Raw genomic sequence first — 25,328 nt, forward strand, 5'->3', positions numbered from 1 at the left:
CTCGCCGCTCGCCGCTCGATGTACCTTCGTACGCCTTCGGTCCCGAATGGCGGTCTGCGCACGCGTTCCGCGGTTTCCTCCATGAGCCGGAACCTTGAGTCCCTGAGCCCGGGCTTTCTTCCGTAAGCGAGGACCTCGAGTCCCAGCCAACCGCCGGCGTACCGGGAATCCTACCTCCGCCGGCGGTTCAGCCATGCCTAAAAACCGTTGGAAATCCTTGTGTTTCCAACAGTTTTCGGGCTTCATCTCAGGTTAACTTTATGCACACACTTTCGGTTTGCAGGGTTTCTATATTCCGAAGTAAAGGTTGCGAACGGTCGAGAACAATCAAGACGATCGCAATCGTCACCAAGGGTTCGGCATTCGGCCGAATCAAGAGAGGAAATGGTGATTCGCATGAAGCATATCAACATGAAGAGCATGAAGAAGCTGTCGATCACGACGACCGCCGTGATCGCCGCCGCAGTGATGTCGCTCGCCGGCTGCGGCTCGAGTTCCAGCGGTTCCGACAGCACTGCCAGTTCGTCGGATTCCAGCGCCAAGACCACCAAGTTCGTGCTTGGCGGACTGTGGCCGGAAACCGGTTCCCTGGCCTATCTCGCACCTCCTGAACTGGCCGCCGAGAAACTTGCGGTCAAGGATATCAACGATGCAGGCGGCGTACTTGGCAACGACGTCACCACCGTCGATGCCGACACCTCCGATGCGGACCATGCCGATCAGAACACGTCCGCCGCGCAGTCCGTGCTCAGCAAGAATCCGTCGTTCGTCATCGGCCCGGCTTCCAGCTCCGTGGTCAAAAACACGTACAAGTCCATCACCTCGCAGAACGTTCCGATGCTGTCGATGGGCGCCACTTCGGCCAGCTTCTCCGGCCTGTCCGACTACTTCTTCCGTACCGTCGCCCCCGATACCGTGCAGGGTGCCGTGATGGGCAACCTCATCGCCCAGGATGGCGTGCAGAAGCTCGCCATCGCGGTCTTCAACGACGAATACGGCACCGGTCTGCGCGACACGGTCGTCAAGACCGCCGGTGACGCGGGCGTCGATATCGTTTACGGCGAGAAGGATACCTTCGATCCGACCGAAACGAACTTCTCTTCGATTGCCACCGCCATCAAGGCGTCCAACCCTGACGCGACGCTCGTCATCGCCTTCGATCAGACCAAGCCGCTGCTCAAGGCCCTCGCCTCCGCCGGTGTGGACATGAGCAAGCTGTATTTCGTCGACGGCAACACCTCCGATTATTCCAGCGAGCTTGATGCCGGCCTGCTCAAGGGCTCGAAGGGCACCATCCCTGGCGTCAACCCGTCCGATGACTTCATCAAGCGTCTCGAATCCACCGGCGTGGATCTGAAGAACACCACCACCTATGCCGCCGAAACTTACGATGGCATCATTCTCGCAGCCCTCGCCGCGCAGAAGGGCGGCAGCGCCGACGGCAAGACCATCCAGGCCAATATGGCGGCGGTCTCCGGCGCGGACGGCGGCGAAAAGTGCGATTCCTACAAGGCATGCCTCGCCCTCCTCAAGGACGGCAAGGACATCCAGTACCAAGGCCAGACCGGTATCGGACCGTTCAACAAGAACAATGATCCGAGCTCCGCGAACATCGGCGTCTACACCTTCGACGGCGACAACAAGCCGGTCTTCGACCACACCCAGTCCGGCGACGTTCCGACCGACTGACAGTAGGTTGTGACGGCGGCCGACAAACGTAAGATGCGCGGTCGCCGTCGGGCCTCAATCGCAAGAATCCGCATAATTCCAGATAGCGCAATCGTGGTATCCGCAGGAATTTGCGGATTCTTGCTTGCCCGCGGCAATAATCACGACAATAAACGACAGTACAGAGACAAGAGGAAGTGACGATAATGAAGAAGAGTAATTCCAGGAAGACCCTGATTACGATTACCGCGGCGGCGGCCGCGCTGACGATGATGCTGTCCGGCTGCGGCTCGTCTTCGTCCAGCTCGAGCGACTCATCCGCCTCATCCACATCCGATTCCGGCACGTTCATGGCGGCAGGCCTGTTCCCGCTCACCGGCTCCATGGCGTACCTCGGCCCGGCCAATATCGCCACCATGAAGCTTGCGCAGAAGGACATCAACGATGCCGGCGGCGTACTCGGCAAAGACATCGAAATCACTTCGGCCGACACTTCGGACGCGGACCATGCCGACCAGAACACGTCGTCGGCGCAGTCGGTGCTCGCCAAGAACCCGTCCGTCGTGGTCGGCCCGCCGTCCAGCTCCGTGGTCAAGAACACCTACAAGCAGGTCACGTCCGCGAAGGTGCCGATGATCTCTTCGGGTGCCACGTCCACTGCTTTCTCCGGCCTGAACGACTACTTCTTCCGCACCATCCCGCCGGACACCGTACAGGGTGCCGTGCTGGGCCAGATCATCGCACAGGACGGTGTGAAGAACCTTGCCATCGCGGTCTTCAACGACGAATACGGCACGTCCCTGCGTGACGTGGTCGTCAAAACCGTGGAGGATGCCGGCGTGAAGGTCGTTTATGGCGAGAAGGATACCTTCGATCCGACCGAAACCAACTTCTCCTCGATGGTGACCAGCATCAAGGCCTCTAATGCGGATGCCACGCTGGTGATCGCCTTCGATCAGACCGTGCCGCTCGTCAAGGAACTTGCGACCCAGGGCATCGATACCCACAAGCTGTACATGACCGACGGCAATACCGTCGACCACTCCGAGGACTTCGATGCCGGTCTGCTGGAAGGTTCCGTCGGCACCATCCCGGGCGCCCATCCTACCGACGAATTCCAGAAGAACGTCAAGTCCTTCAACTCCAAGGTCACCGACTTCACCTACACCGCCGAAACCTATGACGCCATCGTGCTGGCGGCGCTCGCGGCCCAGAAGGGCGGCGCGACGGACGGCGAGACCGTGCAGAAGAACCTTATGGCGGTCTCCGGTTCCACCAAGGGCGAGGAATGCGATTCCTACAAGGCTTGCCTGGCGCTGCTCAAGGACGGCAAGGAAATCCAGTACAAGGGCCAGACCTCCATCGGCGCATTCAACGATGCGCATGATCCAAGCTCGGCTTCCATCGGCGTCTACAAGTACGATGCCGACAACAAGCCGGTCTTCGACCACTCTCAGGAAGGTTCCGTGCCTACGGCCTGATCGTGGCGCCGCACCTGAGTTACAGGTGCGAATCATGACCAAACGAGACGCGCGGTGCGAAGCGGGCGACAATCGTCGTCAGGCTTCGCACCGCTTTCGTATGCCGCGACCTCATGCTCTCGACGACCGTCTCGACCGAACGTACAACGATGCACACACCGGTCGCTAAACCGGTTCGATACTATGTACAATGAGCATGATAGCGGCTGCGCAAAGGAGTATGAACATGGTCGGCATGCGCGATGTGGCGAAGAAGGCCGGAGTCTCATTGAGCACCGTCTCGTTGGTGGTGAACGGCACGGGATATGTGTCCGACGATATGCGTGACCGGGTGCAGCGTGCCATGAACGCGCTGAATTATGTGCCGAACGAACTGGCGCGCAATCTATACCACAATCGCACCAATATGGTCGGCGTGATCGTGCCGACCATCCGGCACCCCTTCTTCGCCACGTTCACGGCCAGCTTGCAGCATATGCTCGCCGGGCAGGGACTGAGCACCATGCTGTGCTCCACCGCAGATGCCGAGAACGGCGAAGCCGAATATGTGGAAATGCTGCGCCGACATATCATGGACGGCATCGTAATGAGCGCCCATACCGCGCATACGCCTGATTATTGGACGTCCATTCATCGCCCGATCGTTGCGTTCGACCGTGTGCTGGGGGATGGCATCCCCTCGGTCGGTTCCGATCATGAACAGGGCGGCCGTCTGATTGCCGATCTGCTCATTCGCACCGGTGCGCGTCATGTGGTGATGATCGGAGGCCCGCGTGATCAGTTCTTCGACCTAGCCGCCCGCGGCGAGGTCGAAGACGTCTTCGACTTGGAGAAGACCACCTTCCCGACGGTGCGTTATTACCTGACGCTCGAGCAGGAGCTGATGAAGGCCGGTATTCGATACGAGTATGTGGAAGCCGGCGAGGTCATGGATTTCGACGGCTACCGTCGTGCGGTGGGGGAGACGCTGGATCGCGTTGGCCCGGATGGCGTGGATGCGGTAGTCAGCTCCGATATAGGGGCCTCCTTCTGCGTGCGCGAAGCATTGCGCCGGGGTATCGCCATTCCGCAGGATTTGCAGATCGTCGCCTACGATGGCACGTATCTGACCGATCTCGCCGGCATGAAGACGACCGCGGTCGTGCAGGATTTCGTTGCAATCACGCAGACCGTAGCCGATCACATCACGCAGGCCATCGCCGACGAGGATGCGGCCGCCGCCAAGGCGAGTCTAAGAAAAGATGACAACCCGTTCGAGCCGTCCGTGCTCATTCCCGTGACCTTGGCGTTGGGTGACACCACACGAGCGGTGTCAGCGGCCGCCGATCACTCGTAATCGCCGGTCGGACCGATCCCCAGCGCGTCATCATGCGTGCGTCCGGAATGAATCGCATCGTTGACCGCCTGAATCTGTGCCGTGTCTACGACTAGCGCACGCCCGTCGATCTCACTGATCGGAATCACCCAGCCACCGTGCGTCATATACAGGCTGTCGGCCTCACGTAGCTCGGCAATCGGCAGCTTCCTGTAGACCGCCTTATGGCCCTCCTGCAACGCCCATGCGAACATCTCACGCTGCGAAGTGCCGTTGAGGATGCCGATGCGCGGGTCGGGCGTGACGAAGTCATCGCCGTATCGCGCCACGATCGAAGAATTCGGGCACTCCATCGTATAGCCGTCCTCCGTGTGCAGAATCGCGTCGCCGACGCCCCGACGCGCGCATTCGCGGTGCACGGCACAGTTGAACGCGTAGCTGAGGGTCTTCGCACCATTGAGCAGCCAAGGCGCGCGGGCGGTGATGTCCGACGGATATCCGCGCGTCATCGACGCCATGGTGATCGGTTCGAGTGAATGCAATGTGCCCTTGGCATCAAGGAAGATGAAGATGGTGGGCGTGCGGTCGGCCGACCTGCCCACGCCGGTATCGGGGTCGAGACCGCGGGAGACGATGATGCGCAGCATCGGGCCAGGTTCCGGGTCGTCATATTGGTCGATGACCAGCTCCACGGCGCGGGTCAGCGCCGGAATGTTCGGCTCGGGCATGTCCATAAGCTTTGCGGATTGCGCAAGACGCCTGAGATGATTCTCCAACGAGACCGGGAAACCCCTCCATACGGTGGTCGCCTCAAAGATGCCATCACCTCGCAATACGCTCAGATCGAAGGCGTTGATGATGCTGTCCGTCGGATCGGCGAACCGCACCAGATCCTCATCGGGCACGACGGACGTGCCTGTGAACAGCGCCTTGCCGTTGCCGACGCCCAGAACGATCGAACTCATGGGAACCTCTCTTCCTGCGCGCGCAACCATCGCGTGAACCATACGGCGCGAATCGTGCGGATGGCGCGAATCCCAATCACATGAACATGTCAGTAACATGTCAATTCTGCCAATCCGATCATGCGAAGCCGACTGCGTAATGCCAGTCGCGTGGAACCGACGCAACGCATGAAATCGGGACGACGACGCGACGCCGTCGTACAGCACCCAACCTAATGGAGGTATGTTTCCGCGCGAAGCCGCCAATTTGCAAGGCTGAAACATTGGCGTCACGAAAGTCAAAACACCGTAACGTTGTGCGTCCATCGTGGGGTCAAGAGAGTTTCCCGTTGCCTGTGGGCTATGCCGGGGTTGTGCCGTTCGGTACGCCGCCGGCACGGATATAGGTGAGGAAGGTGCAAACATGGCTGATCTTGATGCGGCATCCACTCCCGCGGCCGCGCGCGCCGCGTTCCGTGCAGGACAAGTACGCCCGACATGCGGCGTCGCTCAAGGCTATGCGCAGGCGAATCTGATGATTCTGCCGAAAGAGCAGGCCTTTGATTTCCTATTGTTTGCGCAACGCAATCCCAAGCCTTGCCCCTTGCTGGAAGTGATGGAACCGGGCGTCACCGAGCCGGCAACCGCGCCGGAAGCCGACATCCGCACCGATGTACCGATGTATCGCGTGTGGAGGCGTGGTGAGTTGGTGGCTGAAGTGCCGGACATCCGCGACTATTGGCGGTCCGATCTGGTGACGTTCGTAATCGGCTGCAGCTTCACGTTCGAGTTTCCTTTGATGGAGGCCGGAATCCCGGTGCGACACATCACGGCCGGACGCAACGTGCCCATGTACGACACGTCGATCGAATGCCGGCCGGCCGGCGCCTTTCGCTCCACGATGGTGGTGTCGATGCGCGGCATTCCCGCACGTCAGGTGGCCGACGCATGCCGGATCTCCGGATACTATCCGTCGGTGCACGGGGCTCCCGTATGCGTGGGTGATCCCGCAGCGATTGGCATCGAAGACATCGCACATCCCGACTATGGCGACGTGCCGGTTCTGGAACCGGGCGACATTCCGATGTTCTGGGCGTGCGGCGTGACTCCGCAGGCGGCGGTGATGGCGTCGAAACCGGAATTCGCGATTACGCATGCGCCGGGCCACATGTTCATCACCGACAAACGCGACCTGGATTACATGGTGTGAGCGGCGGGACAACGGTAAGGAGCGGCATGAACGGCATCGATCTGAACAGCGACATGGGCGAGAGCTTCGGGCGTTGGAGACTTGGCGACGATGAGTCGTTGCTTTCGGTGGTTTCGAGTGCGAACGTGGCCTGCGGATTCCATGCGGGCGATCCCTCAGTGATGCTGCGCACGCTGAAGACAGCGGCCGCGCGCGGAGTCACGGTCGGTGCGCACGTCGCCTATCGTGATCTGGCTGGATTCGGACGACGCTACGTCGATGCGACTCCCGCCGAGCTGAAGGCGGACGTGATGTATCAGATCGCCGCGCTGGAGGGACTCGCGCATGCCGTCGGCACCGCCGTACGGTACGTGAAGCCACATGGGGCGCTCTACAACCGGATCGTGCACGACGAGGTACAGGCCGCTGCGGTGGTTGACGCGATCCGTTGCGTTGACCCAAGCCTGGGTGTGCTTACCCAGCCCGGAGCCGTGGTCGGACGATTGGCGGCGGATGCGGGTCTGCGCGTGTTCCATGAGGCGTTTGCCGACCGGGCCTACAATCCGGACGGTACGCTGGTCTCGCGCCGGCTGCCTGGAGCGGTGATCGCCGATCCGTCAGTGGTGGCCGCGCGTGTGCTGCGTATGGCCACACGGCATGAAGTCGAAGCGGTTGACGGCTCCGTGGTGACGTTGAACGCTGATTCCGTATGCGTGCATGGCGATTCGCCCTCCGCTGTGGCCATGGCTCGGGCAGTGAGAGCCAATCTGGAGGCTGAAGGCATCGAGGTGCTCGCATTTGCGGCGGATAGGGAAGAGACACGCCGTGATTTCGATGGGGCATCTGGCCATGGTGTGAGCACTCCCGAAGTATCCGGCGCTGCGCGTGACGGCATATCATCCTCGATTGGCCGGCAATCATGAGATTTCGGACCTGCGGCGACAGTGGCGTGCTGGTGGAACTCGCCGATCTCGACGAGACCCTGCGCGTATTCGCCGCGCTACGTTCCTCCAAAGCTGCGGGCATACCGGGCAGCAACGCTCTGGACGCCGTGACCCAGCTGATTCCCGCAGCCCGCACGATTCTAATCTCATTCGACCCGCTGCTCGCATCCCGCGCCGACATCATCGCCGCGGTGCGCGCGCTGGATGTTTCCACCGATGTGTGCCGGCGCTCGCGAACCGTTGAGATTCCAGTGATTTATGACGGTGAGGATCTAGCTGACATAGCCCAATTGCTTGGTGTTTCCGTGCCGCAGGTCATTGCGCGGCACTGCGCCCACGCATGGTCGGTCGCATTCGTTGGCTTCGCACCAGGTTTCGCCTACCTGACCGGTGGCGACGAAATCTTCGATGTGCCGCGCCGCAAAGTGCCACGTTTGAGCGTTCCCGCCGGTGCGGTGGGATTGGCCGGCACCTTTTCCGGTGTCTACCCACGTGTGAGCTCCGGAGGCTGGCAGTTGCTCGGTCACACCGAAAAGACGATGTGGGATGAGCATGCCGACCCGCCTGCGCTGTTGCAGCCGGGTGATGCTATACGGTTCACTCCCGCGCGAGAGCGTGTTGTGGCCGGAACTGCCTCCTGTTTGTCCGATTCTGGAGAATCGGACAAACAGGACCGGATTTTGGCATTACAGTTGTCCGATTCTCCAGAATCGGACAAACGGTGCGGCCCAGATTCATCCATCATGGCGACCACTGCGTTGGAGGCCACTCGCCCGGGCCTGCTCACCACTTTCCAAGATGACGGGCGGTGCGCGGCGGATATGGGTGTGACCGGTTCGGGTGCGGCCGATCCGTGCTCCTCTCATCTCGCCAACGCATTGGTTGGCAATCCCACGGATGTTCCTGTTCTGGAAATCACCGGTGGAGGAGTGCGTTTTACAGCACACGGCGATATGGTCGTGGCCGTGGCCGGTGCTCCCGCACCAATCACCATCATCGGCAAAACCACATGGAACAGTGGCTTGGGTGCGCAACGTAATGCGGGAAACCAGCCGCATGCATCCGAACGTACCGTCGTGATTCGGCAGGAGGCCATGCTGTTGCGTGACGGCGAAGTCATCGAAATCGGCGTTCCGACCAGCGGATTGCGCGACTATCTGGCGGTACGCGGCGGATTCGACGTGGCCCGCTCGCTCGGCTCCGCTGCAACCGACACCATGAGCGGCATCGGACCCAAGCCGGTCGCGGCTGGGCAGCTCCTACCGGTGCTTTCGCCGACCGGACGCCATCCATCAACGGTGCGTGGCCCGCGCCCAAACGGCGGGCATGGAAACAGCGTAGGTCTACCGGAACCATGGCCCGAGCATCTACCGAAATCCGGCGACATTACGGAGCTGCATGTGTGTTTGGGGCCGCGCGACGACTGGTTCACCGCGACGGGAATCAGCGACTTTTTCGACCAGATTTGGACGGTCACCGCGCAATCGAACCGTGTAGGGCTGCGCTTGCAAGGCGAACGTTCGCTGGAACGGCGTGATGCTACGGAATTGGCGAGCGAGGCAACGTTGCCGGGCTCCATCGAGGTGCCGACGAGCGGTCAACCGGTCATTTTCCTGCGCGACCAACCCGTGACCGGAGGCTATCCGGTCATTGCCGTGCTGACGTCTGAATCGCTGATTCTAGCCGGACAGCTACCGCCGGGCGCCAAAATTCGCTTCCGAATGTCCGATTCTCCAGAATCGGACAAACAGAACACACAATCACAAGAGCATAGGGAGGCCCGGTAATGCCCAGACTGCAGCGAATCCTGATCGCCAACCGCGGCGAGATCGCGGTGCGCATCATCCACGCGTGCCATGACACCGGTCGTACGGCCATTGCAGCTTACGCCGATCCGGATGCCGACGCGCTGTTCGTACACTTGGCCGACGAGGCCTATGCGCTGCATGGGGCGGATGCGAAAAGCACGTATCTCAACATTGACGCGATTATAGAGACCGCCAAAAAAGCGCATGCCGATGCCATACATCCCGGCTACGGGTTTCTTGCCGAAAACGCGGACTTTGCCGAAGCGGTAGCCGCCGCCGGCATGGCATGGATCGGGCCGGGAGCCGACACCATCCGCATGCTCGGCTCCAAAGTCGAGGCCCGGCGTATCGCGGCCGAAGTGGGCGCACCTATGGCCCCTGGCACCACCGAGCCCGTACGCGATCCGTCCGAGGTCGTGGCATTCGCTGAGCGACATGGCCTTCCGCTGGCCATCAAAGCCGTGTATGGCGGCGGCGGGCGAGGCTTGAAGGTCGTGCACCGGCTGGAAGATGTGCGCGAGGCGTTCATGTCGGCCACGCATGAGGCCGAGCTTGCGTTCGGCAACGGGGATTGCTTCATCGAACGTTTTCTGGCACGTCCCCGTCATGTGGAGGTGCAGGTGCTGGGCGACCGAACCGGCAGCGTTGTCGCAGTCGGCACGCGTGATTGTTCGCTGCAGCGTCGCAATCAGAAGCTTATCGAGGAGGCGCCGGCTCCGTTCCTGCCGGATGAGATCACGCGGCGGCTTGAATCGGCGGCCGTCGCCATCTGTAAGAAGGCGTGCTACGAGAGTGCCGGAACGGTGGAGTTTCTCGTTGATCCGGACGGCACCATGTCGTTCATGGAGGTTAACACGCGTATTCAGGTGGAACATCCTGTTACGGAGGCGGTGACAGGCGTCGATCTGGTCGCGGCACAGCTTGCGATTGCCGAAGGTGCGAGGATTCGCGAGATTCCCGGTCTGGAATACGGCTGCACGCCTGCCGTGCATGGTCACGCCATCGAATTCCGTATTAACGCGGAGGATCCGGCGTTGGGTTTCGTTCCTTTTCCCGGCACCGTTGATGGATTGCGGGTGCCGACCGGCATCGGCGTTCGTTTTGATTCCGGTGTCGCAGCTGGCGGTGCGATTCCCGGTCAATTCGATTCAATGCTGGCCAAGCTGGTGATTGCCGCGCCTTCGCGCGAAGTTTGCCTGGCCCGCGCCCGCCGCGCATTGGCTGAGATTGCGGTTGCCGGCATTCCGACGGTTGTTCCGTTTGACAGGGCGGTGCTTGAGCAGCCCGCTTTTGTTGCGGAAGATGGCGACTTCGGCGTGTACACCCGTTGGATTGAGGAGGAGTTCCTGCCATCGGTTGATGTTGCGGCGTTGTCGGGAGGAGCCTGCGGTAGACGTGCCGCGCCGACGGATCCCGTTGAAAGCTGGATTGAGATTGAGGGGCGGCGCGTACGTCTCGGCTTGCCTGCGGGGCTTGCCTCGCTCGCCTCCTTGGCTGCAGGTTTGTCCGATTCTGGTGAATCGGACATGCAGAGTGCGTTTCTTGCCCCGCGAATGTCCGATTCTGGTGAATCGGACAACCATGGCGGAGGTACGCCTCTTGAATCCACAATCACTGGCACCTTGGTCCGTTGGCTGGCTGATGATGGCGCACAGGTATGCGAGGGAGATCCGATCGTGGTGCTTGAGGCCATGAAGATGGAGACCGAAATCGCGGCGTCCGCATCGGGTACGCTGCATCGGTCCGCGAAGGTCGGCGATTTCGCCCAATATGGCGAGAATCTGGGATTCATCGAATAGTCTGCACTTGCGTATGTGAACGTCTTGCGTATGCGAACGTCTTGGAGGAGAGGAACATGCGTACAAGCATTCTGGATTGGCGGCATTACCCGACCATTGCGAGAATCGCGAACATGGCCGCTTGCGATGTCGGCCGCGGTTCGGAGACGTTGATGACGTATTCCCGCGGCGACCTGTTTCATGCCGCCCGTCATTTGGTTTCCGGCAGAACAGGGCGTTCCGGTAGGAACGGTCTGCCGGCCCGGGCGCTGGTGGTTACCGGATTCTTCATTCCGAAGGCCGACCAGCCGGCCGCCGAGACGGACGGTCCGTTGGGTGCGTTGGAGGTGTGCATGGCGTTGCGTGCGATTGGCGGAGACGCATGGCTGGTCAGCGACGAATGCTGCGAACCGGTGATCCGCCCGGCGGCGTTGGGATTCCTGCCGGAGGACCATGTGCTCATCGCACCTGATGTGTCCGATTCTCCAGAATCGGACAATTGGAGCATGAACAGTGCCCCGCGTTTGTCTGATTCGGGAGAATCGGACAAACGGGCACACGGCGGCACCCCGTTCGACGCCTGGCTGAATCGCGTGATCGACCTGGTGCGCGCCGAAGGCATCAGCACCCTGATCTACATCGAGCGCGTAGGTCCTGCCCGCGACGGTAATCCGCACAACATGCGCGGCATTGACATCACTGAATGGACCGCGCCCCTCAGCCAATTGACTCTCATGGGACTGCATACCATCGGCGTGGGTGACGGCGGCAATGAAATCGGCATGGGCCGCGTCGAGGATTATGCCATCGAGGGCGTGGTGGACCACGGTATGGATATCGCGTGCACGGTGTCGACGGACCAGCTTGTGGTGGCGGGCACGTCGAATTGGGGCGCTCATGCGTTGGTGTGTGCCATGCGCGCGTTAGGCCGCACGGAGGTGGATCCGTATATGGATGTCGAGTGGCAGCGCGTGGTATTGGATGCGATTGTTGCGCACGGTGGGCTTGATGGTGTGCATATGACGAATGTTGCGACTGTGGATGGCCTTGATTCCGACCGTTATTTCGCGGAAATCACGGCGCTCGCATCCGTCGCGCGCCGGTGACGCATCGAGCTGGTCTGACACGCCGACGGGCTGTTCTCGACTGGACAACGATGCCCGTTCGGCGGTAATATCGAACCGGTTCGATATTCAGGGTGGACGATATCCGCCGTTGAACAATCGCAAACAATCATGATTTGGAACCGAGGGAGGTCCCATGAAGAACAAAGTGCAGCTCATCACTTATGCTGACCGTTTGGGCGACGGCACCATCAAGTCGATGACCGATATCCTGCGCACCCGCTTCGACGGCGTGTACGACGGCGTGCATATCCTGCCGTTTTTCACCCCGTTCGATGGCGCCGACGCGGGTTTTGACCCGATCGACCACACCAAGGTCGATCCGCGGCTCGGCGACTGGGACGATGTCGCCGAGCTTTCCACGACCCACGACATCATGGTCGACGCCATCGTCAACCACATGAGCTGGGAATCCGAGCAGTTCCAGGACGTGCTCGCCAACGGTGAGGAATCCGAGTACTACCCGATGTTCCTGACCATGAGCTCCGTCTTCCCGAACGGCGCCACCGAAGAGGATTTGGCCGGCATTTACCGTCCGCGTCCGGGTCTGCCGTTCACCCACTACAAGTTTGCAGGCAAGACCCGTCTGGTGTGGGTGAGCTTCACCCCGCAGCAGGTCGACATCGACACCGACTCCGACAAGGGTTGGGAATACCTCATGTCGATTTTCGACCAGATGGCAGCCTCGCATGTGAGCTACATCCGTCTCGACGCCGTCGGCTACGGCGCCAAAGAGGCCGGCACCAGCTGCTTCATGACCCCGAAGACCTTCAAGCTGATCTCCCGCCTGCGCGAAGAGGGCGTCAAGCGTGGTCTCGAGATTCTCATCGAAGTGCATTCCTACTACAAGAAGCAGGTCGAGATCGCCTCGAAGGTCGATCGCGTCTACGATTTCGCCCTGCCGCCGCTGCTGCTGCACTCGCTGAATACGGGTCATGTCGAGCCGGTCGCGCACTGGACCGACATCCGTCCGAACAATGCCGTCACCGTGCTCGATACGCACGATGGCATCGGCGTGATCGACATCGGCTCCGATCAGCTGGATCGTTCGCTCAAGGGCCTTGTGCCGGATGAGGACGTCGACAACCTCGTCAACGCCATTCACGCCAACACCCATGGCGAGTCCCAGGCTGCGACCGGTGCCGCCGCCTCCAATCTCGACCTGTACCAGGTCAACAGCACCTACTACTCGGCATTGGGATGCAACGACCAGCACTACATCGCCGCCCGCGCCGTGCAGTTCTTCCTGCCGGGCGTCCCCCAGGTCTACTACGTCGGCGCCCTCGCCGGCAGGAATGACATGGAGCTGCTGAGGAAGACCAACAACGGCCGCGACATCAACCGCCACTACTACTCCACCGCGGAGATCGACGAGAATCTCGAACGCCCGGTCGTCAAGGCGCTGAATGCCTTGGCGAAGTTCCGCAACGAGCTCGACGCCTTCGACGGTGAATTCTCCTACGAGGCCGATGGTGACACGTCCATCAGCTTCACCTGGAAGGGCGACGCCACCTCCGCCACGCTCACCTTCGAGCCAGGCAAGGGTCTTGGCGTCGACAACACCGCTTCGGTCGCCACGCTCGCGTGGACCGATGCCGCCGGCGATCACCGTACCGACGATCTGATCGCCGAGCCGCCGGTCGTCGCCTGACATACGGGCCTGCATCCGCCATTGTCCCTCCCGTGCCGGCAGGCGTGGGAGGGACAATTCGGCATTTCGGACGATGCGGCCCGTATCCGGCCCTTGCATGTAAGGTGAGCACCATGCCAAAGATGTCAAAGCTCTTCGATCAGAACAACATGTTTTTCGCCATCATGGGCGTACTGTTCGACCTGATCATCCTTAACGTACTCACGCTGCTGTGCTGCATTCCGATCGTCACCGCCGGCGCCGCGTTCACGGCCATGCACAGCGTGCTGTGGCGTATGGTCCGCCATGAGGAGACGTATGTTGCACGCCAGTTTTTCGAGTCGTTCAAACGTAATTTCAGGCAGTCGCTCCTGCCCTGGCTCGGATTGCTGCTTGCCGCCGTCGTGCTTGCCGTCGATGGCATACTCGCATGGTCGATGACGTCCATGCGTGGCCCGCTTGTCGCCTGCGTCGCCTTTGCGGGACTGGTGGTCATCGCCATTGCGCAGTATTTTTTCCCACTGCTGTCACGCTACGAAGACCCCACTCCGGTGCATCTGCGGAACGCCGCCAAACTTGCGCTCGGATTCTTTCCACGCACCTTGTGCATGCTGGTGATCCTCGTCGGTTTCGCCGTGCTGTATATGCAGTTCTTCGTCTATATGATTCCGCTGCTGCTGTTGATGGGCGTCACGTTGCCGCAGTATTGCTGCGCTTGGATCTACAACTGGATTTTCCGGCGTATCGACGGTGAGATTGACACAGGAGGCCGGACGATTCCGCGATCATGACCGGCATCTGAAGATGGTCGCGCTACCTGCCGGTACGTGCAGCTCGCCTTCGTCGACGCCGGCGACGGTTCCGATGTGAAACAGCACGTCGTCTTCCGCTGCGCCGATCGCATCGCCATACGCCGCCGATAGTGTGCAGCGTGCGTCTGAGGGTGACGGATTGATGGCCACGATGATGCGCTCGCTGGAATTCGCGTCATCGGCTTCGTCTGCCGTTCTTGCGTATACCAGCGGGTATGCGTGGTCTTCGGCGTGCAGGAATTCGATGCCGCCGTCCGCCTGTAGCGCCGGGTGCGCCATGCGGAGGGCGTTCAGGGCGCGTACTGTGCGCAACAGCGAATCGGAATCCGTCTCCTGTGAAGCCACGTTCGGCGCGTCTGCGGTGTCATCGATTGGCAGGTACAGGCTTTCCCGCCGCGCGGATGAGAATCCTGCGTTGGTCGAGTGGTCCCATTGCATCGGCGTACGCGAACCGGTTCGTTCGTAGCCGCCTTCCTTGGATTTGAGTCCGTGTGCGTAGCGCATGCCGATTTCGTCGCCGTAGTAGATGAACGGGCAACCCGGCATGGTCAGCAGGAACGCGAATGCAAGTTTCATTTCGGCGGGTGTCAGGGTGTCGCGCATGCGGATCATGTCATGGTTGCCCGACGGAATGCAGATGTAGCCGTCACCTGTGGTGTCGGTGAGCATCTTTCGGTATGTGTCGGCGAACGCCTTGATGTCGCCGTTCGCCGAGGCGGAGAAATACGGATTCTCCCGGAACAGGTCGAGGTAGTGTGACGGCCCGAAATGCAGCAGGAAGTCCATGTCGAAGCCGGCGTGCAGCGCCTCACGGGGATTGCCCCATTCCGAAACGAGCACCGCTTCCGGGTGCGTTTCGTCCAGGTGGGTACGCACCTGCCGCCACAGTTTCGACGTCCAACGGTGTTCCGGATCCTCTTTGACCAGACTGCCCGCCATGTCTACGCGGAAGCCGTCGCAACCCAAGCCCAGCCAAAAGTCCATGATGTCTTGAATGAGCAGGCGTCCGGCCTGCGCTTCAGGTGAATCCGCAGCGAATTGCCAGTCTTCGGTCACGGTGCCGAAGCCGTAGTTCAGGCAGACCTGCGTGGAGAAGCAGTTGACGGCGGCCGCGTCCGGGCGTTCGGCGATGCCGCCCAGAAAGCCGCGAATCGATGCATATGGCGAATTCAGGTCGGGGGATTGGCTCATCGGCCGCCAGATGTAGCGGTCGGTCCATGCGTTGCGTTCGTCCTTGCAGGATTCCTTGAACCAGGGGTTGTCGATGGCCGTATGACCCGGCACCAGATCAAGCAGTACGTGCATGCCGAGTTCGTGTGCATGCTCGAACACCGCTGCGAGGTCTTCGTTGCTGCCGTAGCGCGCCGCGACGGTGTAGTAGTCGCGTACGTCGTAGCCGGCGTCGTAGAACGACGAGTCGAAGCAGGGATTGATCCAGATTGCATTGCAGCCGAGATTGCGGATGTATTCGAGTTTGCTGATGATGCCTCGAAAATCCCCGATGCCGTCGCCGTCGGAGTCCCGAAAAGACTGCGGATAGACTTCGTAGAAAATCGCGTTATTTAGCCAGTCTGCCATAAAATCTCCCTTGATTGGCTGGTTGTGATTGTCGCCTTGCAGTGTGCTGTGAACTGCAGATTGATGGGGGTATCTAGTACCATCATAACGTGAGGCAAGGCCTTTTCTAAAGTCCAAAATGGCAGTATTTGCAACACGTCAAACCTTTGACGCGACACGCTGGTGAAAGGTTGGAAAACCGGGTTTTATCGAACCGGTTTGACAGTTTTGAAGCGGTTGATACACTTATTGCTCAGGACGGAAAATTTCCGACGGCGCGAGTCGGAGGTTCCTCCTCACACCTCATGAGGCAGTGTTGCCTGATGAACAGTGGAAATAGAAAGGGATTGGCAATGAGAACACTTTTTTCGTGGAAGAAGGCCGGCGCCGCCGTCATCGCTTCGCTGATGGCCGTCGGCATGCTGGGCGCATGTGGAGGCGGATCTTCGAACTCCAGCGGCACTAAGATCACCATCTTCAACTCCAAGGTCGAAATCGAAAGCCAGATGGAGGAGATGGCCAAGAAGTACTCCAAGGAGAAGGGCGTGGACGTCGAGGTCTACTACTCCAACGACACCGTCGCCGCCCATCTTGCCACCAAGTACGCCTCCAAGGATCCATACACCATCTCCATGGTCGACGCCAAGGATGTCTACTCTCTGGCTAAGGAACACGCCGTCGACCTGTCCGACCAGAGCTGGGTCAAAGACACCGACTACGCCATCAGCATCGACGGCAAGACTTACGGATATCCCGTTTCCATTGAGGCTCGTGGCCTGATCTACAACGCCGACGCCATCAAGAAGATTACCGGCAAGGAGTTCAAGCCGGAGGACTACAAGACCCTTGACTCCTTCAAGGAGCTCACTCAGGAGCTCAAGGACGGTGGCATGACCTCCCCGACCGGCGTGATGAAGGAAGACTGGTCCTTGGCGGCCCACTTCCTGCCTGAGGTCTACGAGGAGCAGGAAGATCCGAACGCATTCCTGCTTGACATGAAGGCCGGCAAGGTCGATCTCAACTCCAATGCCAAGTGGACCTCCCTGATGAACTTCTTCGACGTGATGAAGGAGAACAACTACGCCAAGTCCTCCGCCATCTCCGCTGAACGCGAGGTGACCGAGCAGAAACTGGCCGAGGGCGAGATCGCCTTCATGTTCGGCGGCAACTGGGATTGGTCCGTGATCAACCAGTATGACTACTCCAAGAACATGGGACTCATGCCGGTTCCGCAGAACATGGACGACGGCACCAATGAGAAGCTTGTCGGTGGCGGTTCCAAGTACTTCTTCATCGACTCCTCCGACAACACCTCCGACGCGCAGCGCAAGGCCGCCAAGGAGTTTCTGACCTGGCTTGCCGAAGACAAGGACGGTCAGGAATTCATTACCAATGAAGCCGCCTTGGTCTCCCCGTTCAAGAGCAACACCCTCGAGGTCGCCGACCCGCTGAGCAAGTCCGTGAAGTCCTATGCCGACAGTGGCAAGCTCATCCCGAACTACAACTACCTGCCGGACGATCACTACTCCGTGCTGGGTGCCAAGTTCCAGAAGTGGCTTGCCGGCGAAGAGGACCGCGCAACCCTCGCCAAGGACATCCAGGATTACTGGAAGACCGCCAAGTTCACGGGCGAATCCGCCTGATTCGCCGGGTAATGCACCATGATGCGGGGGTCGTCGTCGGCACCGGCGGCCCCTGCATCGCCGGCATGGATGGGATTCATCATGAAGCAGAATAAGCTTTCCTACAAAATCGGCCAGTATCTGATGTTCGGCGGCCCGGCGACGATCCTGTTCTTCGCCGTCGTGATTCTGCCGTTCTTCTATGGCCTGTACCTGACCTTCACCAGCTGGGACGGCGTTTCGGCGAAGAAGCCGTTCGTCGGTCTCGACAACTACAAGACGGCCATCGCCGACACCGCGTACTGGCAGTCGCTCGGCCGCACCTTCGTCTACTCCGTCATTGCGGTCGTACTCGTCAACATCGTCGCCTTCCTGCTGGCCTACATGGTGACCAGCGGCATCAAGGGGCAGAACTTCTTCCGTGCGGGCTTCTTCATTCCGAACCTCATCGGTGGCATCGTGCTGGGCTACGTGTGGAAGTTCGTGTTCAACCGTGCCTTCGTCGCCATCGCCGAAGCGGCCACCCAATCCGACCACGCATCGTTGCTGTCCACGCCGAACGGCGCGATGTTCTGCCTGATCCTCGTATCGGTCTGGCAGTACGCGGGCTACATGATGCTGATCTACGTGGCCGGCTTCATGAGCGTGGATCAGAGCCTGAAGGAAGCGGCCATGATCGATGGCTGCAACAAGGGCAAGGCCATGTGGCACGTGGTCATCCCGCTGATGCGCGCCTCCTTCGTGCAGTGCATCTTCCTGAGCACCACCCGCTGCTTCATGGTCTACGACCTGAACCTTTCGCTGACCAAGGGCGAGCCGTTCAATCAGTCGGTGCTCGCGGCCATGCACGTCTACAATCAGGCATTCGTTTACAAGAACTATGGCACCGGTCAGGCGGAGGCGTTGGTCCTCTTCATCGTCTGCGCAGTAATCGGCATGCTGCAGGTGTACTTCGGCAAGAAGGGTGAGGTGGCAGCGTAATGGAAGGTCAAGTCAGCACTCGCACCAAGGTTCTGCACGCACTGATGGTCGTCGTATTGACGATCGTGCTGCTGCTGTTCATCGCTCCGTTCATCCTCGTCGTGATCAACGTCTTCAAGACGAAGGCGGACATCAACACGGAGCCGCTCGCCCTGATCGGCAAGCACGGCTTTACCCTGGACAACTTCCCCAGGGCGATGGAGAAGATGAACTTCCTCACCGTGTTTGGCAACTCGGCGATCATCACCATCAGCGCCACCATCCTGACCATCCTGTTCTCCGCGATGTGCGCGTACGTGATCGTGCGCAATCCTTCGTGGAGGTTCGGCGGCGCTGTCTTCGCACTTATGGTGGCCTCCATGGTCATTCCGTTCCAGGTGCTCATGGTGCCGTTGGTCTCCGTGTATGGCGGTCTGCTCAACGTGCTGAACAGCCGCATCACGCTGATCCTCATGCATACCGGCTTCTCGGTGTCGTTGGCGGTGTTCATGTTCCACGGCGCCATCAAGACGAACATCCCGAACGAGCTTGAGGAGGCGGCCAGCATCGATGGCTGTTCCAAGTGGCGTACATTCTGGACCATCGTGTTCCCGCTGCTCAAGCCGACCGTCGCCACGGTCGCCATCATCGACGCCATGGCTTTCTGGAACGACTACCTGTTGCCGTCCTTGGTCTTGGGCCGTCGCGAACTGTACACCATTCCGATCGCGACCCAGATTTTCTATGGCACCTACTCCAATGACATCGGCCTGATCATGGCGGCCCTGCTGCTGGCCATGCTGCCGATCCTCATCCTGTACCTGTTCCTGCAGCGGTACATCGTCGAAGGCGTCACCTCCGGCGCGGTGAAGGGCTAAGTCATGATGTGCGGTCGCATATGTCCATGATGTGGCCGCACGTCGCATGCAGACGGGTCCGGATGCGAATCGAGTTGCGCATCCGGACCTTTTCCATGCCCGAATACGTGGCGTGACGTTGCGCGCCTTGGTAGGGAACATCGGGGGATGGTGGGTTTTCCGTAGGCGTAAAACGATATCGAACCGGTTCGACACGCGCGGAAGACCCCAAAATTGAAATACGCTCGGTTCCGAGATAGTATCGAACCGGTTCGATACTGAGGTCGGGCCATATAAAAGGGGTTTATCATGGACAAGTTCGTTCGACCGGGCATTGACGACCGCCCGGATTATGACAAGACTTTGACTCCGGAGCAAAAGGAAGCGGTCACTCGTTTGGCGGCATCGATGCCCGAACGTCGAGCCGGGGATGCCAGCCAGACCGACGCGCAGGTGCAAGCCACCAACCTCGCCGCGGCATCCGACGCCGCAGGCTCCGGTCTCGGCGCCATCGCCGCCGTGGACACCGCCGTACCGGATCCATCCTCCGCCTTCATGGACATGCGCGATCCGATGGTCTCCGCCGACGGTCACCGCCCGACCAAAACGGAGGTCATCCGCCTCGGCATCGGCTTCACCATCTCCGCCGTGGCCTGTGCCATCCCGTGGGTCGCCCTGAGCTCCATCATCCTGCCGCGCGTGTTCGAATCCATCGACCCGGCCAGCAAGGAGTCCATGCTCGGTCTGGTCAACATCTTCGGATCCGTGGTGGCGCTGCTCGCCAACATCGTCTTCGGCACCTTCTCCGATCTGACCCGTTCACGGTTCGGCAAGCGCACTCCGTGGATGGTCGCCGGCGGTCTGGTGACCGGCCTGAGCATCGGCGCCGTCTCGCTGACCCATTCCGAACCACTCATCATCATCCTGTGGTGCTGCGCGCAGCTCGGCTACAACATGATGCTCGCCCCATACGTGGCCACCATGTCCGACCGCGTGCCCGACAAGTTCCGCGGCACCGTCTCCGGTTTCTACGGCGCGGGCATCGCCGTCGGGCAGACCCTCGGCTCCTTCGTCGGCGCACAGCTGCTCAAGCAGGGCGAGGCCGGCATCTTCGGCGGTTGGATGATGGGCATGGCCATCTTCAGCCTCACCGGCATCGTCGTGGTGCTCATCTGGCCCCGCGAGAAATCCAATCGCGACGAGGCCCGTGGCGAACTCAACGTCAGGTCCATGCTCATGAGCTTCCGTCCGCCGAAGAACGCGCCCGACTTCTACTACGCGCTCGCCGGCCGCACCATGATGATGGGCGGCTACTGGATGATCAACACCTACCAGCTGTACATTGCGCAGGATTACGTGTTCGCCGGCGATCCCGGCGCCAACGTCAAGGCGGCGGAGCTTATCGCCACCATGGCCGTCATCACGCTGGTGGTCTCCCTGATTGCCGCCGTCGCAGCAGGTCCGATCACCGACAAAATCGGCATGCGCAAAGTGCCGGTCGCCTTGGCCAGCTGCCTGTTCGCCGTCGGTGCGCTGATGCCCATGCTCTTCCGCTCCGCCACCGGCATGCTGCTGTTCGCGGGCATCGCCGGACTCGGCTACGGCATCTATAACGCCATCGATCAGGCGCTGAACGTCTCCGTGCTGCCGAATCCGGAGGAAGCGGGCAAGGACCTCGGCATCCTGAATCTCGCCAATACGCTCTCCACCGTGATCGGCTCAGGCATGACCTCGATTCTCGTCGTGATCGTGAAAGCCGTGATGGGCGTCTCCAAGACCCCGGTCGTCGCCTACACCGTGGTCTTCGGCGTGGCCATCGTCATCGTGCTCATCGCCGCCTTCCTGATCATGCGCATCAAGAATGTGAAATGAGATTATTCTCAGCATGTTGATATAGTTTCTCTCGCAAACGATCGCCCGAACGCACCGACGCAGTGTGTCCGGGCGATCGGCGTATATGCCCCTGAGAGAAGACTTTCCATGACTGACGATAACCAGAACGAAACCATGCCCACTCCGCAGCCGTTGCCCGGTCAGGTATTCATCCGTCCCGGCATCGACGATCGACCCGATTACGAGAAGACGCTGACCCCGGAAGCCAAGGCCGCCCTGAAGCGTCTGGCCGTGCAGCAGCGTCCACGTGTGCCGGAAGCCTCCAACGAACGCCCGGAAGTGCAGGCCGCCCGCCTCGCGGAAGGCGGCTCACCGCTGACCGCGGCCGCGCATCTCGATGCGGCCGTGCCGAATCTGGAATCCTCCTTCCTTGATCTGCGCGACCCGATGACCGCCCCCGACGGCAGCAGGCCGAACACATTGCAGGTCAACCGCCTCACTGCGGGCTTCGCGCTCGGCTCACTGCTGTTCGCCGCACCGATTGCCGCACTTGACGTCGTGCTCATCCCGCAGCGCATCGACCAGCTGGTCGGCGACGGGCGTGTTGCCGGCCTCGCCCTGACCATGGCGCTCGGCATGGTGCTGAGCTTCTTCATGAACGCCTGGATCGCCGTCGGCTCCGACCATACCTTCGGTCCGCTCGGCCGCCGCACCCCATGGATCATCAGCGGAGCGTTCCTGAGCGCCGCTTCACTGGCGATACTGTCGGTATGCGACCTCCTGCAGCTCGTCATCGTGTTCTGGCTGCTCATGCAAATCGGCTATGCCATGATCGCCATGCCTCTGGCCGCGGCATTCGGCGAACGCGTGCCCGACAAGTTCCGCGACCGCGCCGATTCCTGGCATGGCATGGGGCTTGCGCTCGGCCAATTGCTCGGCATTCTCGTGGCCGTCTACCGCACCACGCATCCCGCTGAATCCGGCTGGGATGGCACCACACGCTCGGGCATCATGCTGTTCGCCATCTGGTTCATCGTGGCCGGCATCGTCACGTTGCTCGTACTGCCGCGCGAAGGCTCCAGCACCTACATGCCGCGCGAGAGCGTGCGCAAGGGCTCGTTCTTCTCGCAGTACCGGCCTCCGAAGCATGCGCCGAAATTCGCCGTCGCCTTCATCGCACGCATGCTGGCCGTCGCCGCCACCACGCTGATTGCCGTATACCAGTGGTATCTCGCGGCATTCGATCTCGACGCCGACGGGCTGTCCGGCTACGGCCTGACCGGTGCCGGTGCGGTCGTGGCGTTGATGGCCGTCGCCGCTTTCGTCGGTTCGCTGATGGCCGCGCTGCTGCTCGGTCCGATCGCCCGTGCCTTCGAAGACGCCCGTGTTCCCGCCGTCATCTCCTGCATGCTGTTCGTGATTGGCGCCGCAGCTCCGTGCATGATGGCCGACAAACTGTTCGGCGTCGGCCTGTACGCACTGATCGCCGGTTTCGCCTATGCGATGTACGACGGTACCAGCCAAAGCCTCAATCTAGCGACTCTGCCGGATGTACGCTCCGTCGGCCGTTCCCTGGCGGCCTTCAGCGTGGCCAATACGCTCGGCTCGCTGCTTGGCGTCATCGCAGGTGCGCTTGCGATTACCGCACTTGCGGCATACCTGCCGCTGTTCGGCGTCGCCATCGGCTTCATGCTGCTGGCCGGCGTGCTGACGATGCTGCTGAAGTGATTGTACGCGTCCACATAGTGAACCTTTGGTGGAGAGGGCGAGTGGACGCGCTTATGTTTACCGCTTAGTTCGAGCGAAGCGCTCGCCGAACGTCAAGACTTTGCGAAAGGAGGTCCGCCATGATGAACGGAATGGTTGCACGCGTACTGCTGTCCGCACGAATTATTATTCCGCTTTCGTTGGCGGACTGATTCGAGCAATACAGCTTCAATCCCTCGCCAACGGAGGCAGGGTTTGAAGCGCGCGAAACACACGTTGAAGGCCCTGCATGAAGCGGGGCCTTTTGCGTTGCCGCCCACAAGGCGTGAAGGCAACGGAGTGGATTGAAGCCGGCAACAGAACGAGCAGCGTTATCGGCGCAAGTTGGGAGTCGGTAACGCGTGAGACGTACAGGAGTACATCAATGAGTGCAGTCGAGACAGCTGCCGGCAAAGCACAGGCGATGGTGCGCGATTCGGTCAAGACCGTAATCGCCGCCTCCATGGTCGGTACCGCCATCGAGTTCTACGACTTCTACGCATACGGCACCGCCGCTGCAAACTATTTTCCGAAGGTCTTCTTCGGAGACACCGCCAACCCGACCGTGGCGTTGCTGGCCAGCCTGCTGACTTTCGCCATCGCGTTCATCGCCCGCCCGCTGGGCTCGCTGGTGTTCGGCCATTTCGGTGACCGTATGGGCCGTAAGACCACGTTGGTGGTCTCTCTGCTCACCATGGGCATTGCAACCTTTCTGATCGGATGCCTGCCGACGTACGACCAGTGGGGCGTCGTTGCGGTGGCCGTGCTGTGTCTGTGCCGCTTCGTACAGGGCATCGGTCTGGGCGGCGAATGGTCCGGAGCGGCTCTGGTCGCCACCGAGAACGCTCCGGAAGACAAGCGCGCACTCTACGGCTCCTTCCCGGAGTTGGGCGCCCCGATCGGCTTCTTCCTGTCGAACGGCACCTACTTCCTGCTGGAAACCTTCAATGATGACCAGGCCATGCTCTCTTGGGGCTGGCGTGTGCCGTTCCTGCTGTCGGCAGTGCTGGTGATCGTCGGCCTGGTCGTGCGCGTGCAGATGGAGGAGACTCCGATCTTCCGCATGGCGCAGGAGCAGAAGAAGGTCGTCAAGTCGCCGCTTGCCGAAGTCTTCAGGAAGAGCTGGAAGCAGGTCATCCAGGCTACGTTCCTGGTGGCCGTCACCTATACGCTGTTCTACACGCTGGCGACCTGGTCGCTCGCATGGGGCACCAAGAGCGTGGAAGACGGCGGTGGCGACCTCGGCTTCACCAATCAGGAATATCTGTTCATGCTGATGGTGGCCGTGTGCGTATTCGCCGCATTCATCATGATCTCCTGCGTGAACGCCGACAGGTTCGGCCGCAGGCGCGTGATCGTCATCTCGTCCTGCTGCCTCGTGGCCTTCGCGCTGCTGTTCCCGTTCCTGCTTGATTCCGCGGTCGTCGGACAGCGCAACTTCGTGGCCAACCTCGCCTTCCTGTGCATCGGCTTCGCGCTGATGGGCACGGCATTCGGTCCGATCGGCGCCTTCCTGCCCGAGCTGTTCGACGCCAATGTGCGTTACTCTGGCTCTGGCATCGGCTACAACCTGGCCGCCATCGTCGGCGCGGCGTTCGTGCCGACCATCGCCACCTGGCTGTCCCACCACTGGGGCGTGCACTCCGTGGGCCTGTACCTTGGCGTGATGGCCTTGTGCTGCCTCGTCGCCGTGTTGAGCTGCAGGGAGACGAAGGACGTCGATTTCACCAAGTAAGGGTGCCGATACCACCGTGAAAAACCGTTCGGCAAAAAACATAGTCACTATGTGAACGCCGACAACCACCATAAAGAAAGCGGGACTAGAACGGTTCCGCAGGAGAGGCGGGGCGAGTTCCGCGGACACAATCCGGGGGAGCAACATCCTAGGAATCGCAAGCCGCCGCAACAACCGAACAACAGAAGAACATCGCGAACAATCCGGGAAGACTTTCCATCCCGCAATCACGAAAAACATAAAAGGAGCGCCAATCATGGCAGCAACTATCTGGTACGAAAAGGACGCCGATCTGTCCGTGTTCGATGGCAAGAAGGTGGCCGTT

The 25,328-nt window shown here is 60.7% G+C and carries 18 protein-coding genes; 16 read left to right on the forward strand and 2 right to left on the reverse strand.

From position 1 onward, the window contains the following. Positions 1-384: 384 nt before the first annotated feature. The 3 genes from HMPREF1494_RS06550 to HMPREF1494_RS06560 all read left to right on the forward strand — a co-directional run bounded on the left by HMPREF1494_RS06550 (position 385) and on the right by HMPREF1494_RS06560 (position 4,485). The gene (locus tag HMPREF1494_RS06550; protein WP_034521198.1) at positions 385-1,689 is read left to right on the forward strand and encodes an ABC transporter substrate-binding protein; all 1,305 of its coding nucleotides are present in this window, start codon (positions 385-387) and stop codon (positions 1,687-1,689) included. Between the two features lie 185 nt (positions 1,690-1,874). Continuing rightward, positions 1,875-3,149, forward strand: a complete 1,275-nt coding sequence (locus HMPREF1494_RS06555) for an ABC transporter substrate-binding protein (RefSeq protein WP_003842937.1) — start codon at positions 1,875-1,877, stop codon at positions 3,147-3,149. A gap of 226 nt (positions 3,150-3,375) precedes the next feature. Beyond that, positions 3,376-4,485, forward strand: coding sequence for a LacI family DNA-binding transcriptional regulator (locus HMPREF1494_RS06560; RefSeq protein WP_034521201.1), 1,110 nt, complete (start codon positions 3,376-3,378; stop codon positions 4,483-4,485). Here the strand turns inward: HMPREF1494_RS06560 and HMPREF1494_RS06565 are convergent. After that, a complete protein-coding gene (locus tag HMPREF1494_RS06565) occupies positions 4,476-5,429 on the reverse strand; it encodes an aminodeoxychorismate lyase (RefSeq protein ID WP_034521203.1) in 954 nt (317 codons plus the stop codon). The two genes, HMPREF1494_RS06560 and HMPREF1494_RS06565, sit on opposite strands and share 10 nt — an antisense overlap. A 403-nt stretch (positions 5,430-5,832) precedes the next feature. Here HMPREF1494_RS06565 and HMPREF1494_RS06570 point away from each other — a divergent pair, with 403 nt between their 5' ends. The 7 genes from HMPREF1494_RS06570 (at position 5,833) to HMPREF1494_RS06600 (ending at position 14,672) form a co-directional block, all read left to right on the forward strand. Next, positions 5,833-6,618, forward strand: coding sequence for a putative hydro-lyase (locus HMPREF1494_RS06570; RefSeq protein WP_034521205.1), 786 nt, complete (start codon positions 5,833-5,835; stop codon positions 6,616-6,618). 26 nt (positions 6,619-6,644) lie between these two features. Continuing rightward, positions 6,645-7,520 (forward strand): LamB/YcsF family protein, encoded by an 876-nt coding sequence (locus HMPREF1494_RS06575; RefSeq protein ID WP_034521207.1) that lies wholly within the window; start codon positions 6,645-6,647, stop codon positions 7,518-7,520. Further along, on the forward strand, positions 7,517-9,328 hold the full coding sequence (locus HMPREF1494_RS06580; RefSeq protein WP_034521209.1) for an urea amidolyase family protein: 1,812 nt from the start codon (positions 7,517-7,519) through the stop codon (positions 9,326-9,328). The genes HMPREF1494_RS06575 and HMPREF1494_RS06580 overlap by 4 nt, the downstream gene beginning before the upstream one ends. Beyond that, a complete protein-coding gene (locus tag HMPREF1494_RS06585) occupies positions 9,328-11,148 on the forward strand; it encodes an acetyl/propionyl/methylcrotonyl-CoA carboxylase subunit alpha (protein ID WP_034521211.1) in 1,821 nt (606 codons plus the stop codon). Before HMPREF1494_RS06580 ends, HMPREF1494_RS06585 begins: the two co-directional genes overlap by 1 nt. 56 nt (positions 11,149-11,204) lie before the next feature. Continuing rightward, entirely contained in the window at positions 11,205-12,233 is a 1,029-nt protein-coding gene (locus tag HMPREF1494_RS06590) for a DUF4392 domain-containing protein (RefSeq protein WP_034521213.1), read from the forward strand. A 154-nt stretch (positions 12,234-12,387) separates the two neighbouring features. Continuing rightward, on the forward strand, positions 12,388-13,902 hold the full coding sequence (gene gtfA / locus HMPREF1494_RS06595; RefSeq protein ID WP_034521216.1) for a sucrose phosphorylase: 1,515 nt from the start codon (positions 12,388-12,390) through the stop codon (positions 13,900-13,902). A gap of 113 nt (positions 13,903-14,015) precedes the next feature. Continuing rightward, entirely contained in the window at positions 14,016-14,672 is a 657-nt protein-coding gene (locus HMPREF1494_RS06600; protein ID WP_034521218.1) for a YesL family protein, read from the forward strand. On the opposite strand, the gene HMPREF1494_RS06605 is transcribed toward HMPREF1494_RS06600, so the two are convergent. After that, complete coding sequence (locus tag HMPREF1494_RS06605) at positions 14,667-16,271, reverse strand: alpha-amylase family glycosyl hydrolase (RefSeq protein ID WP_034521222.1); 1,605 nt, start codon at positions 16,269-16,271, stop codon at positions 14,667-14,669. The two genes, HMPREF1494_RS06600 and HMPREF1494_RS06605, sit on opposite strands and share 6 nt — an antisense overlap. Positions 16,272-16,603: 332 nt before the next feature. Here HMPREF1494_RS06605 and HMPREF1494_RS06610 point away from each other — a divergent pair, with 332 nt between their 5' ends. The 6 genes from HMPREF1494_RS06610 (at position 16,604) to HMPREF1494_RS06635 (ending at position 25,003) form a co-directional block, all read left to right on the forward strand. Further along, on the forward strand, positions 16,604-17,893 hold the full coding sequence (locus HMPREF1494_RS06610; protein WP_034521226.1) for an ABC transporter substrate-binding protein: 1,290 nt from the start codon (positions 16,604-16,606) through the stop codon (positions 17,891-17,893). Between the two features lie 81 nt (positions 17,894-17,974). Continuing rightward, positions 17,975-18,853 (forward strand): carbohydrate ABC transporter permease, encoded by an 879-nt coding sequence (locus HMPREF1494_RS06615; RefSeq protein ID WP_003844781.1) that lies wholly within the window; start codon positions 17,975-17,977, stop codon positions 18,851-18,853. Beyond that, positions 18,853-19,710, forward strand: coding sequence for a carbohydrate ABC transporter permease (locus HMPREF1494_RS06620; protein WP_003837958.1), 858 nt, complete (start codon positions 18,853-18,855; stop codon positions 19,708-19,710). The genes HMPREF1494_RS06615 and HMPREF1494_RS06620 overlap by 1 nt, the downstream gene beginning before the upstream one ends. Before the next feature lie 288 nt (positions 19,711-19,998). Continuing rightward, on the forward strand, positions 19,999-21,561 hold the full coding sequence (locus HMPREF1494_RS06625; RefSeq protein ID WP_003842923.1) for an MFS transporter: 1,563 nt from the start codon (positions 19,999-20,001) through the stop codon (positions 21,559-21,561). Between the two features lie 108 nt (positions 21,562-21,669). Beyond that, positions 21,670-23,250 (forward strand): MFS transporter, encoded by a 1,581-nt coding sequence (locus HMPREF1494_RS06630; protein ID WP_034521231.1) that lies wholly within the window; start codon positions 21,670-21,672, stop codon positions 23,248-23,250. A 403-nt stretch (positions 23,251-23,653) separates the two neighbouring features. Continuing rightward, on the forward strand, positions 23,654-25,003 hold the full coding sequence (locus HMPREF1494_RS06635) for an MFS transporter (RefSeq protein ID WP_034521234.1): 1,350 nt from the start codon (positions 23,654-23,656) through the stop codon (positions 25,001-25,003). Positions 25,004-25,328 lie beyond the last annotated feature (325 nt).

The sequence above is a fragment of the Bifidobacterium sp. MSTE12 genome (assembly GCF_000513015.1).
Classification (GTDB): domain Bacteria; phylum Actinomycetota; class Actinomycetes; order Actinomycetales; family Bifidobacteriaceae; genus Bifidobacterium; species Bifidobacterium dentium.